The organism is Klebsiella michiganensis (assembly GCF_002925905.1).
GTDB lineage: Bacteria > Pseudomonadota > Gammaproteobacteria > Enterobacterales > Enterobacteriaceae > Klebsiella > Klebsiella michiganensis.
Map to the genome: position 1 here is coordinate 818,222 of NZ_PRDB01000001.1, position 15,367 is coordinate 833,588.

At 58.8% G+C, this 15,367-nt stretch carries 12 protein-coding genes and 1 pseudogene; 6 read left to right on the forward strand and 7 right to left on the reverse strand.

Going from position 1 to position 15,367, the window contains the following annotated elements:
• Positions 1 to 5 precede the first annotated feature (5 nt).
• Positions 6 to 125 (forward strand): annotated as a pseudogene (locus tag CDA56_RS31185) (type II toxin-antitoxin system mRNA interferase toxin, RelE/StbE family); the annotation flags it as partial.
• 7 nt (positions 126 to 132) lie between these two features.
• Here CDA56_RS31185 and nrdG read toward each other — a convergent pair.
• The 3 genes from nrdG to CDA56_RS04045 all read right to left on the reverse strand — a co-directional run bounded on the left by nrdG (position 133) and on the right by CDA56_RS04045 (position 4,170).
• Positions 133 to 597 (reverse strand): anaerobic ribonucleoside-triphosphate reductase-activating protein, encoded by a 465-nt coding sequence (nrdG, locus tag CDA56_RS04035; RefSeq protein WP_032718943.1) that lies wholly within the window; start codon positions 595 to 597, stop codon positions 133 to 135.
• A gap of 320 nt (positions 598 to 917) precedes the next feature.
• Complete coding sequence (nrdD, locus tag CDA56_RS04040; protein ID WP_025107452.1) at positions 918 to 3,056, reverse strand: anaerobic ribonucleoside-triphosphate reductase; 2,139 nt, start codon at positions 3,054 to 3,056, stop codon at positions 918 to 920.
• 370 nt (positions 3,057 to 3,426) lie between these two features.
• On the reverse strand, positions 3,427 to 4,170 hold the full coding sequence (locus CDA56_RS04045; protein WP_025107453.1) for a MurR/RpiR family transcriptional regulator: 744 nt from the start codon (positions 4,168 to 4,170) through the stop codon (positions 3,427 to 3,429).
• 260 nt (positions 4,171 to 4,430) lie between these two features.
• Between CDA56_RS04045 and CDA56_RS04050 the strand changes: the two genes are divergently transcribed.
• From CDA56_RS04050 to celB, 3 genes are all read left to right on the forward strand, one after another.
• Positions 4,431 to 4,739, forward strand: a complete 309-nt coding sequence (locus CDA56_RS04050) for a PTS sugar transporter subunit IIB (RefSeq protein WP_014227662.1) — start codon at positions 4,431 to 4,433, stop codon at positions 4,737 to 4,739.
• A 79-nt stretch (positions 4,740 to 4,818) separates the two neighbouring features.
• Positions 4,819 to 6,126 (forward strand): 6-phospho-beta-glucosidase, encoded by a 1,308-nt coding sequence (locus CDA56_RS04055; protein ID WP_014227663.1) that lies wholly within the window; start codon positions 4,819 to 4,821, stop codon positions 6,124 to 6,126.
• Between the two features lie 26 nt (positions 6,127 to 6,152).
• Positions 6,153 to 7,508 carry a PTS cellobiose transporter subunit IIC gene (gene celB / locus CDA56_RS04060; RefSeq protein WP_014227664.1) on the forward strand — a complete coding sequence of 452 codons (1,356 nt, stop codon included), beginning with the start codon at positions 6,153 to 6,155 and terminating at the stop codon, positions 7,506 to 7,508.
• 105 nt (positions 7,509 to 7,613) lie between these two features.
• On the opposite strand, the gene treC is transcribed toward celB, so the two are convergent.
• The 3 genes from treC to treR all read right to left on the reverse strand — a co-directional run bounded on the left by treC (position 7,614) and on the right by treR (position 11,818).
• Positions 7,614 to 9,269 carry an alpha,alpha-phosphotrehalase gene (treC, locus tag CDA56_RS04065; protein WP_102803701.1) on the reverse strand — a complete coding sequence of 552 codons (1,656 nt, stop codon included), beginning with the start codon at positions 9,267 to 9,269 and terminating at the stop codon, positions 7,614 to 7,616.
• A 54-nt stretch (positions 9,270 to 9,323) separates the two neighbouring features.
• Positions 9,324 to 10,742 (reverse strand): PTS trehalose transporter subunit IIBC, encoded by a 1,419-nt coding sequence (treB, locus tag CDA56_RS04070; RefSeq protein ID WP_014227666.1) that lies wholly within the window; start codon positions 10,740 to 10,742, stop codon positions 9,324 to 9,326.
• 128 nt (positions 10,743 to 10,870) lie between these two features.
• Positions 10,871 to 11,818: a trehalose operon repressor TreR gene (treR, locus tag CDA56_RS04075; RefSeq protein WP_014227667.1), complete on the reverse strand. Its 948-nt coding sequence runs from the start codon at positions 11,816 to 11,818 to the stop codon at positions 10,871 to 10,873.
• 180 nt (positions 11,819 to 11,998) lie between these two features.
• Here treR and mgtL point away from each other — a divergent pair, with 180 nt between their 5' ends.
• Together mgtL and mgtA are read left to right on the forward strand one after the other, a co-directional pair.
• The gene (mgtL, locus tag CDA56_RS31645) at positions 11,999 to 12,052 is read left to right on the forward strand and encodes a mgtA regulatory leader peptide MgtL (protein ID WP_219539102.1); all 54 of its coding nucleotides are present in this window, start codon (positions 11,999 to 12,001) and stop codon (positions 12,050 to 12,052) included.
• A 144-nt stretch (positions 12,053 to 12,196) separates the two neighbouring features.
• Positions 12,197 to 14,905, forward strand: coding sequence for a magnesium-translocating P-type ATPase (gene mgtA / locus CDA56_RS04085; RefSeq protein ID WP_032747673.1), 2,709 nt, complete (start codon positions 12,197 to 12,199; stop codon positions 14,903 to 14,905).
• Positions 14,906 to 14,972: 67 nt separating this feature from the next.
• On the opposite strand, the gene ridA is transcribed toward mgtA, so the two are convergent.
• A complete protein-coding gene (ridA, locus tag CDA56_RS04090) occupies positions 14,973 to 15,359 on the reverse strand; it encodes a 2-iminobutanoate/2-iminopropanoate deaminase (RefSeq protein ID WP_009652347.1) in 387 nt (128 codons plus the stop codon).
• Between the last annotated feature and the right edge of the window lie 8 nt (positions 15,360 to 15,367).

Here is a 15,367-nt window from a genome sequence, read left to right on the forward strand (position 1 = left end):
CCGCGCGCGCTTCGGGATACCGACGGGTATATCAGGTTCGGGATGAGGTGGTGAGGGTTTATGTTATTGCTGTGGGAAAACGAGAGAAATTAGCCGTCTATCGGAACGTCCATAAACGGCTGTAGCGGGAGGCTATCTCAGGTGATGTACAACCTGGTTGCTGCTGCCGCGCCAGATCAGCGCCGGGTCTTTTAAGTCCTGCACAAATTTGCCATCAACCAGCACGTTGATGAGATCCACCACCTGCATCTGCGCGGCGTTAAGTTCGTCCAGCTTGTAGCCGGTCCACACCCAGATATCTTTGCCGGGGCACTCGGCGCGAACGCGCTGCACCAGCTTAAGGATCTCCGGGACGTTCTGCGGGTGCAGCGGGTCGCCGCCGGAAAGCGTGATCCCCTGGCGCTTAACGCGGGTATCGTTGAGGTCAGCAATAATGCGGTCGGCTATCTCGGCGGTGAACGGCATGCCGGAGTTTAGCCGCCAGGTGCTCTTGTTATAGCAGCCGGGGCACTCGTGAACGCAGCCGGAAACGAACAGGGTGCAGCGAGTGCCCGGACCGTTAACGATATCTACCGGGTAGTACTGATGGTAATTCATTTTTCGCTTCTCAATTAACGCCATAGCCGCGTTGGCTGCGCTCGCTCACCCCAGTCACGTACTTAATGTACGCTCCCGGGGATTCCCTCGTTTGCCGCCTTGCTCTGACGCGAATTGCTTTGCGAAAACGGAGGGGCTTTGCATTTGTAAAGGGAACGGCTCCCGGCGTCGCTGCGCTCGGCCGGGCTACGAAGAGCCGCATACGCGGTTGTAGCCCGGATAAGGCGCTTTGCGCCGCGATCCGGGAACGGCTCGAGTGGCCGGTCGGTCCCCTCTCCCGGCAGGGGAGAGGATTAGGGGAGGGGCTAAACCACCCGGAATTAACCGATCTGCCCGTTGCCCAGGTGCTTAACCCGGCGCTTCACTTCTTCCTGCTTGCCGGCGTTGAACGGACGGGCGTCCGGGCTCCCGAGATAGCCGCACACGCGGCGGGTTACCGACACGCGGGAGGCATCGTGGTTGCCGCATTTCGGGCAGGTGAAGCCTTTGCTGGTGCATTCGAACTCACCGGTAAAGCCGCACTCGTAGCATTCGTCGATCGGCGTATTGGTCCCGTAATAGGGCACGTGCTGATAGCTGTAATCCCACACGTCTTCCAGCGCTCTCAGGTTGTGCTGAATATTCGGGTACTCGCCGTAGCAAATAAAGCCCCCGTTAGCCAGCGGCGGATAAGGCGCTTCAAAATCGATTTTATCGTACGGGTTTACCTTCTTCTCTACGTCAAGGTGGAAGCTGTTGGTGTAATACCCTTTATCGGTTACGCCTTCGATCACGCCGAACTCAGCGGTATCCAGACGGCAGAAGCGGTCGCAGAGGTTTTCGCTCGGCGTGCTGTACAGGCTAAAGCCGTAGCCCGTCTCGTCTTTCCACTGGTCTACCGCTTCGCGCAGGCGCTGAACGATGGCGATGCCTTTCTCACGCAGCGCTTCGCTATCGTACATATGCTTGTTGCCGAACAGCGCGTTGATGGTTTCATGAATGCCGATATAGCCCAGCGAAATCGACGCGCGGCCGTTTTTGAAAATCTCAGAGACGTCGTCGTCCGCTTTCAGACGCACGCCGCAGGCGCCTTCCATATACAGAATCGGCGCCACGCGAGCCTTCACTCCTTCCAGACGAGCGATGCGGGTCATCAGCGCTTTACGCGCCAGCTGCAGGCGTTCGTCGAGAAGTTTCCAGAACTCAGTCTCGTCGCCACGGGCTTCCAGCGCGATGCGCGGCAGGTTGAGGCTGATAACGCCGAGGTTGTTGCGGCCATCGTGCACCTGTTCGCCGTCCTCGTTTTCCCACACGCCGAGGAAGCTGCGGCAGCCCATCGGGGTTTTGAACGAGCCGGTCACCTTCACGACCTGATCGTAGTTGAGGATATCCGGATACATGCGCTTGCTCGCGCACTCCAGCGCCAGCTGTTTAATATCGTAGTTCGCATCGCCAAACTTGTGGTTCAGGCCGTCGCGAATGGCGAAGACCAGCTTCGGGAATACCGCCGTTTTACGGTTTTTACCGAGTCCCGCAATGCGGTTGCGCAGAATGGACTGCTGAATCAGACGCGATTCCCAACTGGTGCCGAGGCCGAAACCGAAGGTCACGAACGGCGTTTGGCCGTTGGCGGTATGCAGGGTGTTCACTTCATATTCCAGCGACTGGAAGGCGTCGTAGCACTCTTTCTCGGTGCGGGAACGGGCGTAGCCTTCGGCGTCGGGGATGTGCCACTCTTCGGCAATTTTACGGTGCTTATTGAAGCTTTCGGTAACAAACGGCGCCAGCACTTCGTCGATGCGGTTGATGGTCGTACCGCCATAAATATGGCTGGCGACCTGAGCGATAATCTGCGCCGTCACCGCGGTAGCGGTAGAGATAGACTTCGGCGGCTCAATCTCGGCGTTGCCCATTTTAAAACCCTGGGTCAGCATGCCTTTAAGATCGATCAGCATACAGTTGAACATCGGGAAGAACGGGGAGTAGTCGAGATCGTGATAGTGGATCACGCCGCGCTCGTGGGCCATGACCACGTCATGCGGCAGCAGGTGCTGGCGCGCGTAGTGCTTGGCGACGATGCCCGCCAGCAGATCGCGCTGGGTAGGGATGACTTTGCTGTCTTTGTTGGCGTTCTCGTTGAGTAACGCCGAGTTGGTCTGCTCAACCAGGCCGCGAATTTCCTGGTTCAGACGACCGCGCTTTTCACGTTGGCTATCGCGGTCGTGGCGATATTCAATGTAGGCGCGCGCCAGCTGCTTGTAGGGACCGGACATCAGCTGGTTCTCAACGGCGGTCTGGATCTCGCTGATATCCACCTGGGCGCGGCCCTGCATTTGCTGGCTAACGACTTCTGCGACGGTGGCGCAATAGTCTGCGTCATCGACTCCCGCTGCTTTAGCTGCACGTAGAATTGCTTCATTAATGCGCTCTGACTTGAACGGCACTTTACAGCCATCGCGTTTCATCACATGCGGTGTCATGATCACTCCATAATTTTTTACAGAACAGGTTATCCACAGAGGCGGAAGGTCAACCGAAGTCCCGGGGCGCTGTAGCTGCCGCCGTTTCCCTCCGATCCCGGCCCTTTTTATCCACATCCCATCACCGCCTGAGTACGATGGGTGTGGTGACATAATAGACTATTAATACAATATGTGGGGCCGGGACGCATTTTAAGTTCTATATGTAGTGCTTTGCATCAAAGATGTTTGCAATTTTATTGATGCAGAACAAAGTAAAAAGAGGAGAGCAGGAATGATGGGCGCTTGCGCTTAATGTAAATTTATCCGCTTATAAAATAAGCAAAAATGGGGCCTGAACGCAGGAAATTCAGGCCCGAAAGGAATAACGTCAGGCGAGCAGCGCGTCGTTAAGCAGGTCAACCAGCAGCAGCAGGGCGTAACGCGCGGCCTGCGCATTCTCAGGCAGGGGCAGCAGCGCGGAGGCCATATTGCTCAACGCGTGGTTGACGGGGGTGAGGGCGAAAATTGTCGCTTCCTGTACCCGGGCCAGCAGGGTCGCGCCCTGCAAAATCGCGTCGGCCTCGCCGGTTGCCAGCACCAGCAGGAGATGATCGTCGCTGAGGGTACTGGCGATCATCCGCATCAGGGCGCTGTCCTGGCAGAGATTCATCACGATCCCGATGGAGAGCAGCTGGTGCTGAAGCAGCGTCGCCAGCGCGATGTCCTGTGCGCCGAGGGCGAAACAGTGTACGGCGCGGGCATTTTGCAGGCGCGTGCGCAGCTTTTGCAGCGTTGATTCGGGCGTGCTCACCAGCTGCTGCTCAAGATGTGTGCTAATCAGGCTTAATTTGTCGCGCCACGCGACGGGCAGCGCGGCGCTCTCCTCGTTAAGCCAGCTGGTACGACGTTCGCAAGCCTGCGCCAGCTGCTTTCGCAAATCACGAATATCCTCGCAGCCGACGGAGCGGGCAAAGCGGGTAATTGTGGCTGCGCTCACGCCAGCGCGCACCGCCAGTTCATCAATCGAAGCGCTGGCGGTAAAACTTAAATTCTGCAGAATAAATGCCGCGACTCTTGATTCCTGAGCGCTAAAGCGAGTCATGCCTTCCTGTAACTGTCCTACGATATCCATGCTTTCAGCCTCTTTCTCCGCCACCGCCTGATTGAAAATATTTTTCAAGTAATGAGGGCTTTTTATACCACGCAATCACGCACAATGCCTGAGATTATTGCCGCTTTCGCTTTTATGCCGGAGTAAAGAGGTGAAAAATAACGCTCCGATCACGTACGTGAAAAAAATTTTCATATAGCCTTCACCCATACCGGCACCTCGTCTTATAGTCGATGGTGTCTGTTTAGCGCTCGCTTACGCCAAATCCATTGGGAGGAATTATGCCACGTATCGTCCTGTGCTGCGCCGCCGGAATGTCCACCAGCATGCTGGTTAACAAAATGAAGGCCGAGGCGCAGCAGCGCGCGCTGGGGCTGGAGATTTACGCCGTACCCGTCGCCGAGTTTGAGCGCGAGTTGCCCAATGCCGACGTGATCTTACTGGGGCCTCAGGTGAAGTATGAAGCGGCCCGATTGACGGAGCTTGCTGCACCGCACGGGAAAGCCGTGGCGGTGATCGACATGGCGGATTACGGCATGATGCGCGGGGCCGCCGTCCTCGATAAAGCGCTCGCTCTGCTGAACTCCTAACCTTTACCCATCAACGCGTTCATTTCGCAACGCCGCTGCGGCCTTGCGCGGGGATCTGTACGCCAAAAATGAGGCCACTATGCAAACATTGAAAATTGCCGTCATCGGCGGCGGCAGCAGCTATACGCCGGAACTTATCGAAGGCATTATCCTTCGCCATCAGCAGATTCCGGTCACGGAACTGGCGCTGGTGGATGTCGAAGCCGGGCGCGAGAAAGTGGCGATTATCGCCGCGCTGACCCAGCGTATGCTAAAGCGCCATGGCCTTGAACAGGTGAAGGTCAGCGTGCATTTCGGCCTCGATGAGGCCATTCGCGGCGCTCAATTCGTGCTGACCCAGCTGCGGGTTGGGCAGCTGGCGGCGCGGGCGGCGGATGAGCGGTTGGGGCTGAAGTACCATCTGCTGGGTCAGGAAACCACCGGCGTCGGCGGCTTTGCCAAAGCGCTGCGCACGATTCCGGTGATTTTACAGGTTGCCCGCAAGGTGGAAGCGCTGGCGCCCGACGCCTTTATCCTTAATTTTACCAATCCGGCAGGGATCGTGACGGAGGCGGTGAGCCGCTACAGCAGCGCGAAAATCATCGGCCTGTGCAACGTGCCCATCAATATGCAGCACATGATTGCCGGAATGCTGGACGCAAAAGAAGAGGAGGTCCGGCTGAGCTTCGCCGGGCTGAATCATATGGTCTGGGTACACAAGGTGATGCAGGGGCGGGAAGAGGTGACCAGTAAGGTCATCGACATGCTGTGTGACGGTCAATCGCTCTCGATGAACAATATTCAATCGCTGCCGTGGCCGGCGGAGTTTCTGCGGGCCCTGAAGGCCATCCCCTGTCCCTATCATCGCTATTTCTGGCTGACGCCGGCGATGCTGGCGGAAGAGATTGAGGCGGCCAAAACCAAAGGCACCCGCGCGGAACAGGTGATGAAGGTGGAACAGGAGCTGTTTGATATCTATGCCCGGCCCGAGCTGGATGAAAAGCCCGAACAGCTGAGCTTCCGCGGCGGGGCGTACTACTCCGAAGTGGCGGTGGAGCTGATTAACGCCATCTACAACAATCTTGGCAAAGAGATGGTCGTCAACACCCGCAACAACGGCGCGATTCAAGGCTTCGATGATGATGCGGTGGTGGAAATTAACAGCATTATTGACGCGCAGGGCGCACGACCGCTGGCCTTTGGCGCGCTGCCGCCGATCATGAACGGTCTGACGCAGCAGGTGAAAGCCTTCGAGCGCTTGACGATTGAGGCCGCGGTCCACGGCTGCCGGGATAGCGCGCTGCTGGCGCTGGTGAGTAACCCGCTGGTCGGGAATGTGACCGATGCCCGGGCGCTGCTTGATGAGGTGTTAACCATCAACCGCCCCTGGTTAACGCAGTTTAACTAAACTTTTCCGCCTTCGGGGATACCACTATGTCTCGTACTTCATTTATTGAACGCTATGTCATGCCCGCTGCGCTGAAAATCGGCGGTCAGAAGCATGTCCTGTCGGTACGCGACGGCATTATTCTCAATATGCCGTTTATGCTGATTGGTTCGTTTTTCCTGATATTCGCCTACCTGCCGATTCCCGGCTACGGTGAGATGATGACCAGCGTGTTTGGCGATGCCTGGCGCGATAAGATGCTGTACCCGGTCAAAGCGACCTATGACATCATGGCGCTGCTCTCCGCGTTCGGCATTGCCTACCGGCTGGCGGAAAAATATCGCACCCTGGACCCGCTCAGCGCCGGGGCGATGTCGCTGGTGGCGTTTGTGATGACGATCCCCCAGGTGACGCTCTTTACGCCGGCAGACGGTTCGGCGGCGCAACTTGTCAAAGGCGTGCTGCCGGTGGGGATGATTGGCAGCCAGGGGCTGTTTGTGGCGATTGTGATTTCGCTGCTTTCCACGGAGATCTACCGCCTGGTGGCCAGCCGTAATCTGGTGATCCGCATGCCGGAGGGCGTACCGCCCGCGGTGGCGAAATCTTTTCTCGCCCTGATCCCCGGCTTCTGCGTGCTGGCCGTGGTGCTGGCGCTGCGCCTGATCGTTGAAGCTTCGCCGTTCGGCGATATCAATAGCATGATTACCACCCTTATCGGTATTCCCATGTCGCACGTCGGCGGTTCGCTGCCGGGGATGATTATCTCGGTGATCCTGATTGGTATCCTGTGGACCCTGGGGCTGCACGGCGACACCATTGTGCTGGTGTTTATTCGCCCGGTCTGGCTGTCGAATATGTCGGAAAACCTGGAAGCGTTTCAGAATGGGCTGCCGATCCCGCATATCATCACCCAGCAGTTTTATGACCTGTGGATTGCGCCCGGCGGTACCGGAGCGCTGCTGGGGCTGGTGATTTTTATGCTGCTGCGCAGCCGTAGCCAGCAGATGAAACAGCTGGGGAAAATTGCCGCGCCGGGAGCGCTGTTCAATATCAGCGAGCCGATGGTATTCGGCATTCCGCTGGTGATGAACCCGTACTTCTTCCTGCCGTTTATTTTGACGCCGGTCCTGCTGGTGATTGTCTCGTATACCGCGATGGCCACCGGGCTGGTGATGAAGCCGGCGGGGATTGCGCTGCCGTTTACCACGCCTATTTTTATGAGCGGCTATCTGGCGACGGGAGGGCATATTTCCGGCGCGGTGCTGCAGGTGGTGAACCTGGCGATCTCGCTGGTGATCTACTATCCGTTCTTCCGGGCATGGGATCGGCTGAAGGCGAAAGAAGAGCAGGCGTCCGCGCAGCCGGAAGCCAGCGCGACGCTGTCTGCGGCCGATCGTATTTAAAGCATATTCCCGGAGGCGGCGCTTGACGCGCCTGTCCGGGCTACCGGCCCGCAGACGGCTGTGAATCGGTAGCCCGGCTAAGAGTAGCGCAAGCCGGGGAGGGGGTTACTCCTGCAGCCACCATACCGCTTCAAACGGACGCAGGGTCATATCGGCAGGGCGGTTCGCCGCCTCCGCGTAGTTGCTTATCAGCATCCGCCAGTCGCCGCTCATCGCTTCCGGCTGCCAGCGCTGGAACTCGCGGCTCAGGTTCGCCACGACCACCAGGGTTTGCCCCTGCCACTGACGGCGATAGCACCACAGCGACGGATGTTCCGGCAGCAGATCCTGATAGTCGCCCCAGGTCAGCACCGGCGTGCTCTTGCGCAGCGTAATCAGCTGCTGATAGGCATAAAACACCGATTCCGGGTCCGCCAGCGCCGCCTCGGCGTTAATCTCGCGATAGTTATCGCACAGCGCAATCCACGGCTCGCCGGCGGTGAATCCGCCGCCCTCACCGCTGTTCCACTGCATGGGCGTGCGGCTGTTATCGCGCGATTTGCTGGCCAGAATCGCCAACAGTTCATCCGCATCCCGGCCCTGCGCCGCGCGTTCGATAAACATGTTGTGGCTCTCAACGTCGCGATAATCGGTGATGCGCGTAAAGTGCGGGTTGGCCATGCCAATCTCTTCGCCCTGATAGATATAGGGCGTGCCCTGCATGCCGTGCAGCACCATCGCCAGCATTTTCGCCGCCGGGACGCGGTACTCCCCCTCGTCGCCGAAGCGGGAGACGATGCGCGGCTGGTCGTGATTACACCAGAACAGCGCGTTCCACGCGCGATTGTGCATCCCCTGCTGCCAGTGCCTGAACAGCGATTTCAAGGCTACAAAATCCGGGCGCGCCAGCGTCCACTTCTCGCCGCCGGGATAGTCCACCTTCAGATGGTGGAAGTTAAAGGTCATCGATAGCTCGCTGCCGTCGAGCGCCGCGTACTTCTGGCAATGCTCAAGCGTGGTGGAGGACATTTCGCCCACCGTCATCAGGTTGCGCGGGGTAAAGACATCGCGGCTCATCTCCTGCAAAAATTCGTGCGCTCGCGGACCATCGGTATAGAAGCGCCGGCCGTCGCCCGCGGTATCGGACGGGAAGGTCTGGTCTTTGGAGATAACATTGATCACGTCGAGGCGCAGGCCGTCGACGCCGCGATCGGCCCAGAATTCGCAGACTTTTTTCAGCTCCGCGCGCACCGCCGGATTTTCCCAGTTCAGATCCGCCTGCTCGACGGCGTACAGATGCAGATAGTACTGCTCGCTTTCGGCGTGCCACTGCCAGGCGTTGCCGCCAAACTTAGATTGCCAGTTGTTCGGCGGCGTGGTCGGTTCGCCGTCGCGCCAGATATAGAACTGACGATACGGGCTCTCTTTGTTGAGCGCTTCGCGGAACCAGGCGTGCTCGGTCGACGTGTGGTTCAGCACCATATCCAGCACGATACGAATTCCTCGCGCCTTCGCCTGGGCCACCAGCTCGTCGAAATCGTCGAGCGTGCCGTAGGCGGGATCGATAGCGGTATAGTTGGCCACATCGTAGCCGTTATCCACCTGCGGCGAGACGTAAAACGGCGTCAGCCAGATAGCGTCAACGCCGAGCTTTTGCAGATAGTCGAGGCGGGAGGTCACGCCGCGCAAATCGCCGGTGCCGGTCCCGGTGGTGTCCTGGAAACTCTTTGGATAGATTTGATAAATAACGCCGTTTTGCCACCAGAGGGGAAGGGTATTCATATTGCGTTCCTGCTACAAAAAAGGGGGGCGACAGCGCGCCCCGAAAATAAGACGTCAGACAATCTGTAAGGTGCCTTGGCGGAATTTGCGCTGGTAAACAACCGTTGTCAGGACAATCGGCACGACCACGGCGATAGCCATCGCCAGCGCGTAAACCTGCCAGTAGGTTGGCTGAATGGAGAGGATACCCGGCAGGCCGCCGACGCCGATGCCGTTGGCCATCACGCCGTTCAGTCCGCACAGCAGCCCGGCAAGACCGGAGCCGACCATCGCGCAGAGCATCGGGAAGCGGTATTTCAGGTTGATACCGTACATGGCCGGTTCCGTCACGCCGAGGTAGGCGGAAATGGCCGCCGGAACGGAGATTTCGCGTTCGTTCTGTTTACGGCTGGCGATGATGATACCCACCACCGCCGATGCCTGGGCGATGTTGGACAGCGCGATCAGCGGCCAGACCGGCGTACCGCCCATGCTTTGAATCATCTGCATATCGATGGCGAGCGTGGTCTGATGGACCCCGGTAATCACCAGCGGCGCGTACAGGAAGCCGAACAGCGCGGCGCCAATCGGCGCGAAGCTGCCGGTTAACAGATGACGCACGGCCCAGGCCACGCCGTCGCCAATCATGCGGCCAACCGGGCCGATAAAGGCGTGAGCGAGAAAGACCGCCAGGATCAGCGAACAGACCGGCACGATCACCAGATAGAGGTAGTCAGGCACGATGCGTTTCAGCCGCGTTTCGATAAAGCCGAGCGCCAGCCCCGCCATCAAGGCCGGGATCACCTGCGCCTGGTAGCCGACTTTCTCAATGGTGAACAGGCCGAAGTTCCATACTTCCGGCACCTGCTGGCCCAGCAGGTAGGCATTCATCAGCTGCGGAGAAACTAACGTAACGCCCAGCACGATACCGAGGATTGGCGTGCCGCCCATTTTCTTTACCGCGGACCAGCAGATACCCACCGGCAGGTAGAAGAAGATCGCCTCGCCAATCAGCCACAGGAAGTCATAAAGGGTTTTCAGCGACGGGTGCATCTGCGCCAGCGTCTGGCCGTTGCTCATCGGCAGATCGCCGATCACGTTGCGGAAGCCTAAGATCAGACCGCCGCTGATCAGCGCAGGCAGCAGCGGGAAGAAGATCTCCGCGAAGTGTGAAATGAGCTGTTCATGCCACTTCATATTCTGCCGCGCGGCTTTCTTGGCTTGTTCTTTATCGGCGCTGGCCTGGCCGGTGGTCGCCAGCAGCGCTTTATAGTAGTCGCCAACCTCGGTACCGATCACCACCTGGAACTGCCCGGCGTTGGTAAAGCAGCCCTTCACCATGCGGAGCTGTTCAATTTCTTTCGGTTTGGCAATGGCTGGATTATTCAGCACAAAGCGCAGACGGGTAATACAGTGGCTGACGGTGGCGATATTGTCGCGCCCGCCCACCAGTTCGATAAGTTTATCGATGTCCTGCTGATTCACTTTACTCATGATGAGGCCTCATGACCGAGGGGAGAGGTTGCATTTAACTTGCATTGGATCCTACTCGCTCCGTTTGAATTGCAAAATGGGAACGTTCCCGAAACCCAGCGAAGATCACATAAATCGTTAAGACAGGCTTAATTCAGTACGGCGGGAATCACGATTTGACGGGGTTCACGGTTTCCGGCGATCTGCTCGATCAGCTGCTGCGCCGCCTGGCGTCCGGACTCGGCGTAGCCGGGATCGACCGTCAGGATCTCCGGGTGGAGAAACTTCATCAGCGGCGTGCTGCCGACGCTGGCGAGCTGGAGACGATCGATTCCCTGCTGCTGGAGATATTTGCTGGCTCCCAGCGCGAGGGTATCGGTGGCGCAGACCAGCGCGCTGGTTTCAGCCGACAGCACGCCGGCGACGTTTTCGTAGCCCTGCTTCATGCCCAGACCCGGCAGCGCGGCGAGGGGCGTGAGGTGTTTTTTCTGGCAGAAATCGAGGTAGGCCTGGTGGCGGCGTTGCCCGGTGGTGATGTCGCTGTGCGGCACGCCGAGGAAACTGATGTGGCGATGCCCGCGATCGTACAGGCGCTGCATCAGCATCCTGATCGATCCTTCATCGTCATAGCAGACGGAGGCGATGCCCGGCGCGTCGCGGGCCAGCAGCACCAGCGTCTCTCGCCACGGGGTGAGCATCTCTTCATGGATGCCGGTGAAACCAAACAGCACCACGCCGTCGATATTGCGCCGGGCGAGCATGCCGAGATGCTCCTCGACCAGCGCCGGGGAGAACTGGCTCTCCATCATAATCGGATCGTAGCCCTGAGCGTAAAAGGCGGGAAGCATGGTCTGTACGGCGAGGTTTTCCGACAGCGAATCCAGACGGGTGACGATGATCGCCACCACTTTATCGCTCTGGCCGCGCATCGCCCTGGCGGAACGTGAGGGCGAAAACCCGTGCTGCTGCATCACCGCTTCAACGCGCTCACGCGTGCGTTCGCTGACGCCGCTTTCGTTGTTAAGCACGCGCGATACCGTCGATTTCCCGACGCCGCTTAAGCGTGCGATATCTTTGATGGTCAGCCGGTTTTGCATGCAGGGTTCTCGTTGTGGTCCGCTTAAAGTGAGCCTAATGCTACTCAACGAAACCACAATGAGCAAAGTCTGGTTTACGTCTGGTTTAGTTGCCCGGGGGTATTATCGCCATAATAGCCACAAATAGATTATCGGCGACGGTATAATTCGCGCCGTTTGTATTCATTTACCGGAGATTTTATGGACCCCGATCCCACTCCTCATCCTCGATGGAGCCCCCTTTTTTTCCGGTAAATCTGCGTAGCGCTGCTTTACCGGAAGCGTAAAGCAGCGATGTCTTTGACGTCCCTGCCATAAAAATAACATGCCTGACAGGTAAGGTTGACTCGCGCCTGTCGGTAGCCTGCGTTCGCTCGCGCGAGCGCGGAGGGACTGTTTATGTTTAAAAATTTTACCCGCCAGCTGTTTGCCCAGCTTGGTCGTCATTTACCGCGTCGTTTAGTACAACGCGATCCGCTACCCGATGCCCGCAATCTGGCGAGCGCGCCGATCCCGGACTCCCTCGGCAAGCAGTGCCTGGACGTGGCGGCAATGGATGAGAATGAAATCTGGCGCGCCTTCGCCAGCCATCCGGAAGGGCTAAATGCAGGCGAAGTGGCGCAGAAAATCGCGCAGTATGGCGAAAACCAGATCCCGGCGCAGAAGCCGTCGCCGTGGTGGGTGCATCTTTGGAGCTGCTACCGCAACCCCTTCAACCTGCTGCTGACCGTTCTGGGTATCGTCTCCTACTCAACGGAAGATCTGTTTGCCGCCGCGGTTATCGCCCTGATGGTGGGGATCTCCACGCTGCTGAACTTTATTCAGGAAGCCCGTTCAACTAAAGCGGCGGACGCCCTGAAGGCGATGGTCAGCAACACCGCGACGGTCCTGCGGGTGGTGAACGAACAGGGCGAGAGCCGCTGGTGCGAGCTGCCCATCGACCAGCTGGTGCCGGGGGATATCGTCAAGCTATCGGCGGGAGACATGATCCCGGCAGACCTGCGCGTCATTCAGGCGCGCGACCTGTTTGTCGCTCAGGCCTCGCTGACCGGTGAATCGCTGCCGGTGGAAAAAGTGGCCCGCACCCGCGACCCGCTGCAGGCAAACCCGCTGGAGTGCGACACCCTGTGCTTTATGGGCACCAACGTGGTCAGCGGTTCGGCGCAGGCGATTGTTTTCGCTACCGGCGGCGGCACCTGGTTTGGCCAGCTGGCTGGCCGCGTCAGCGAGCAGGAAAGCGAGCCGAACGCCTTTCAGAAAGGCATCAGCCGGGTCAGCATGCTGCTGATCCGCTTTATGCTGGTGATGACCCCGATCGTGCTGCTGATTAACGGCTACACCAAAGGCGACTGGTGGGAGGCGGCGCTGTTCGCGCTCTCCGTCGCGGTGGGCCTGACCCCGGAAATGCTGCCGATGATCGTCACCTCGACCCTGGCGCGCGGGGCGGTGAAGCTGTCGAAACAGAAAGTGATCGTCAAGCACCTCGACGCGATACAGAACTTTGGCGCGATGGACATCCTGTGCACCGATAAAACCGGCACCCTGACGCAGGATAAAATCGTGCTGGAGAACCACACCGATGTCTCCGGCAAGGTGAGCGAACGCGTGCTGCATACGGCCTGGCTGAACAGCCACTATCAGACCGGGCTAAAGAATCTGCTCGATACCGCGGTGCTTGAGGGCGTCGAGCTGGAGTCAGCGCGCGGGCTGGCGGAACGCTGGCAGAAAGTCGATGAGATCCCGTTCGATTTTGAGCGTCGCCGCATGTCGGTGGTGGTGCAGGAGCAGGACAACGTCCATCAGCTGATCTGCAAGGGGGCGCTGCAGGAGATCCTCAACGTCTCGACCCAGGTGCGCTATAACGGCGACATCGTACCGCTGGACGACACCATGCTGCGGCGCATCCGTCGCGTAACCGACACCCTCAACCGTCAGGGACTGCGCGTGGTGGCGGTGGCGACGAAGTACCTGCCCGCACGCGAAGGCGACTACCAGCGCGCGGATGAGTCAGACCTGATCCTCGAAGGCTATATCGCCTTCCTCGATCCGCCGAAAGAGACCACCGCCCCGGCGCTGAAGGCGCTGAAGGCCAGCGGTATTACGGTCAAAATCCTGACCGGCGACAGCGAGCTGGTGGCGGCGAAAGTCTGCCATGAAGTGGGGCTGGACGCGGGTGACGTGGTTATCGGCAGCCAGGTTGAAGCGCTGAATGATGATGAGCTGGCCGAGCTGGCAAAACGTACCACCCTGTTTGCTCGCCTGGCGCCGCTGCACAAAGAGCGTATCGTGACCCTGCTGAAACGCGAAGGACACGTGGTGGGTTTTATGGGCGACGGCATTAACGACGCTCCGGCGCTGCGCGCGGCGGATATCGGTATTTCCGTCGACGGCGCGGTGGATATCGCCCGCGAGGCGGCGGATATCATCCTGCTGGAGAAGAGCCTGATGGTGCTGGAAGAGGGGGTTATTGAAGGCCGCCGGACCTTCGCCAATATGCTCAAGTACATCAAAATGACCGCCAGCTCCAACTTCGGTAACGTCTTCAGCGTGCTGGTCGCCAGCGCCTTCCTGCCGTTCCTGCCGATGCTGCCGCTGCATCTGCTGATCCAGAACCTGCTGTACGATGTCTCCCAGGTCGCCATTCCGTTTGATAACGTGGACGATGAGCAGATCCGTAAACCGCAGCGCTGGAACCCGGCGGATCTCGGCCGCTTTATGGTCTTCTTTGGGCCAATTAGTTCCATATTCGATATTCTGACGTTCTGCCTGATGTGGTGGGTGTTCCACGCCAACACGCCGGAACATCAGACCCTGTTCCAGTCCGGCTGGTTCGTGGTTGGCCTGCTGTCGCAGACGCTGATTGTGCATATGATCCGTACGCGGCGGATCCCGTTTATCCAGAGCCGCGCGGCCTGGCCGCTGATCGTGATGACGCTGCTGGTGATGGTGGTGGGGATTGCGCTGCCGTTCTCGCCGCTGGCGGGCTACCTGCAGCTTCAGGCGCTGCCGCTCAGCTATTTCCCATGGCTGATTGCGATCCTTGCGGGCTATATGACGCTAACCCAGATGGTCAAAGGCTTCTACAGCCGCCGCTACGGCTGGCAGTGAGCGAGGCGCTTTACGTGCAGAAACAACAAAGGCAGCCACGGGCTGCCTTTGTTCATACTGTCTACGATTAGCGACGAATGGCGATCGCTTCGATCTCAATTTTTACGTCTTTCGGCAGACGCGCCACTTCCACGCAGGAGCGCGCCGGGAAGGTGGCGTTGTGCTCGGTGAAGAAGGCTTCATAGGTGGCGTTAACGGTGGCGAAATCGTTGAGGTCTTTGACGAAAACGGTGGTTTTAACGATATCGCCCACTTTCAGGCCCGCGGCTTCGACGATAGCTTTCACGTTCTCCAGAGACTGACGCGCCTGAGCGGCGACATCTTCCGGCACGCTACCGGTTTTCGGGTCTACCGGGATCTGGCCGGAAGTGATGATCATGTTACCCAGATCAACGCCCTGAACGTACGGGCCGATGGCTGCTGGCGCATTTTCCGTCGCGATAGTTTTAGACATGAGTTCTC

Bases quoted from the DNA above. Each gene is read 5' to 3' on its own strand.
- nrdG (WP_032718943.1), bottom strand. From the start codon at position 597: ATGAATTACCATCAGTACTACCCGGTAGATATCGTTAACGGTCCGGGC.
- nrdD (WP_025107452.1), bottom strand. From the start codon at position 3,056: ATGACACCGCATGTGATGAAACGCGATGGCTGTAAAGTGCCGTTCAAG.
- CDA56_RS04045 (WP_025107453.1), bottom strand. From the start codon at position 4,170: ATGGATATCGTAGGACAGTTACAGGAAGGCATGACTCGCTTTAGCGCT.
- CDA56_RS04050 (WP_014227662.1), top strand. From the start codon at position 4,431: ATGCCACGTATCGTCCTGTGCTGCGCCGCCGGAATGTCCACCAGCATG.
- CDA56_RS04055 (WP_014227663.1), top strand. From the start codon at position 4,819: ATGCAAACATTGAAAATTGCCGTCATCGGCGGCGGCAGCAGCTATACG.
- celB (WP_014227664.1), top strand. From the start codon at position 6,153: ATGTCTCGTACTTCATTTATTGAACGCTATGTCATGCCCGCTGCGCTG.
- treC (WP_102803701.1), bottom strand. From the start codon at position 9,269: ATGAATACCCTTCCCCTCTGGTGGCAAAACGGCGTTATTTATCAAATC.
- treB (WP_014227666.1), bottom strand. From the start codon at position 10,742: ATGAGTAAAGTGAATCAGCAGGACATCGATAAACTTATCGAACTGGTG.
- treR (WP_014227667.1), bottom strand. From the start codon at position 11,818: ATGCAAAACCGGCTGACCATCAAAGATATCGCACGCTTAAGCGGCGTC.
- mgtA (WP_032747673.1), top strand. From the start codon at position 12,197: ATGTTTAAAAATTTTACCCGCCAGCTGTTTGCCCAGCTTGGTCGTCAT.
- ridA (WP_009652347.1), bottom strand. From the start codon at position 15,359: ATGTCTAAAACTATCGCGACGGAAAATGCGCCAGCAGCCATCGGCCCG.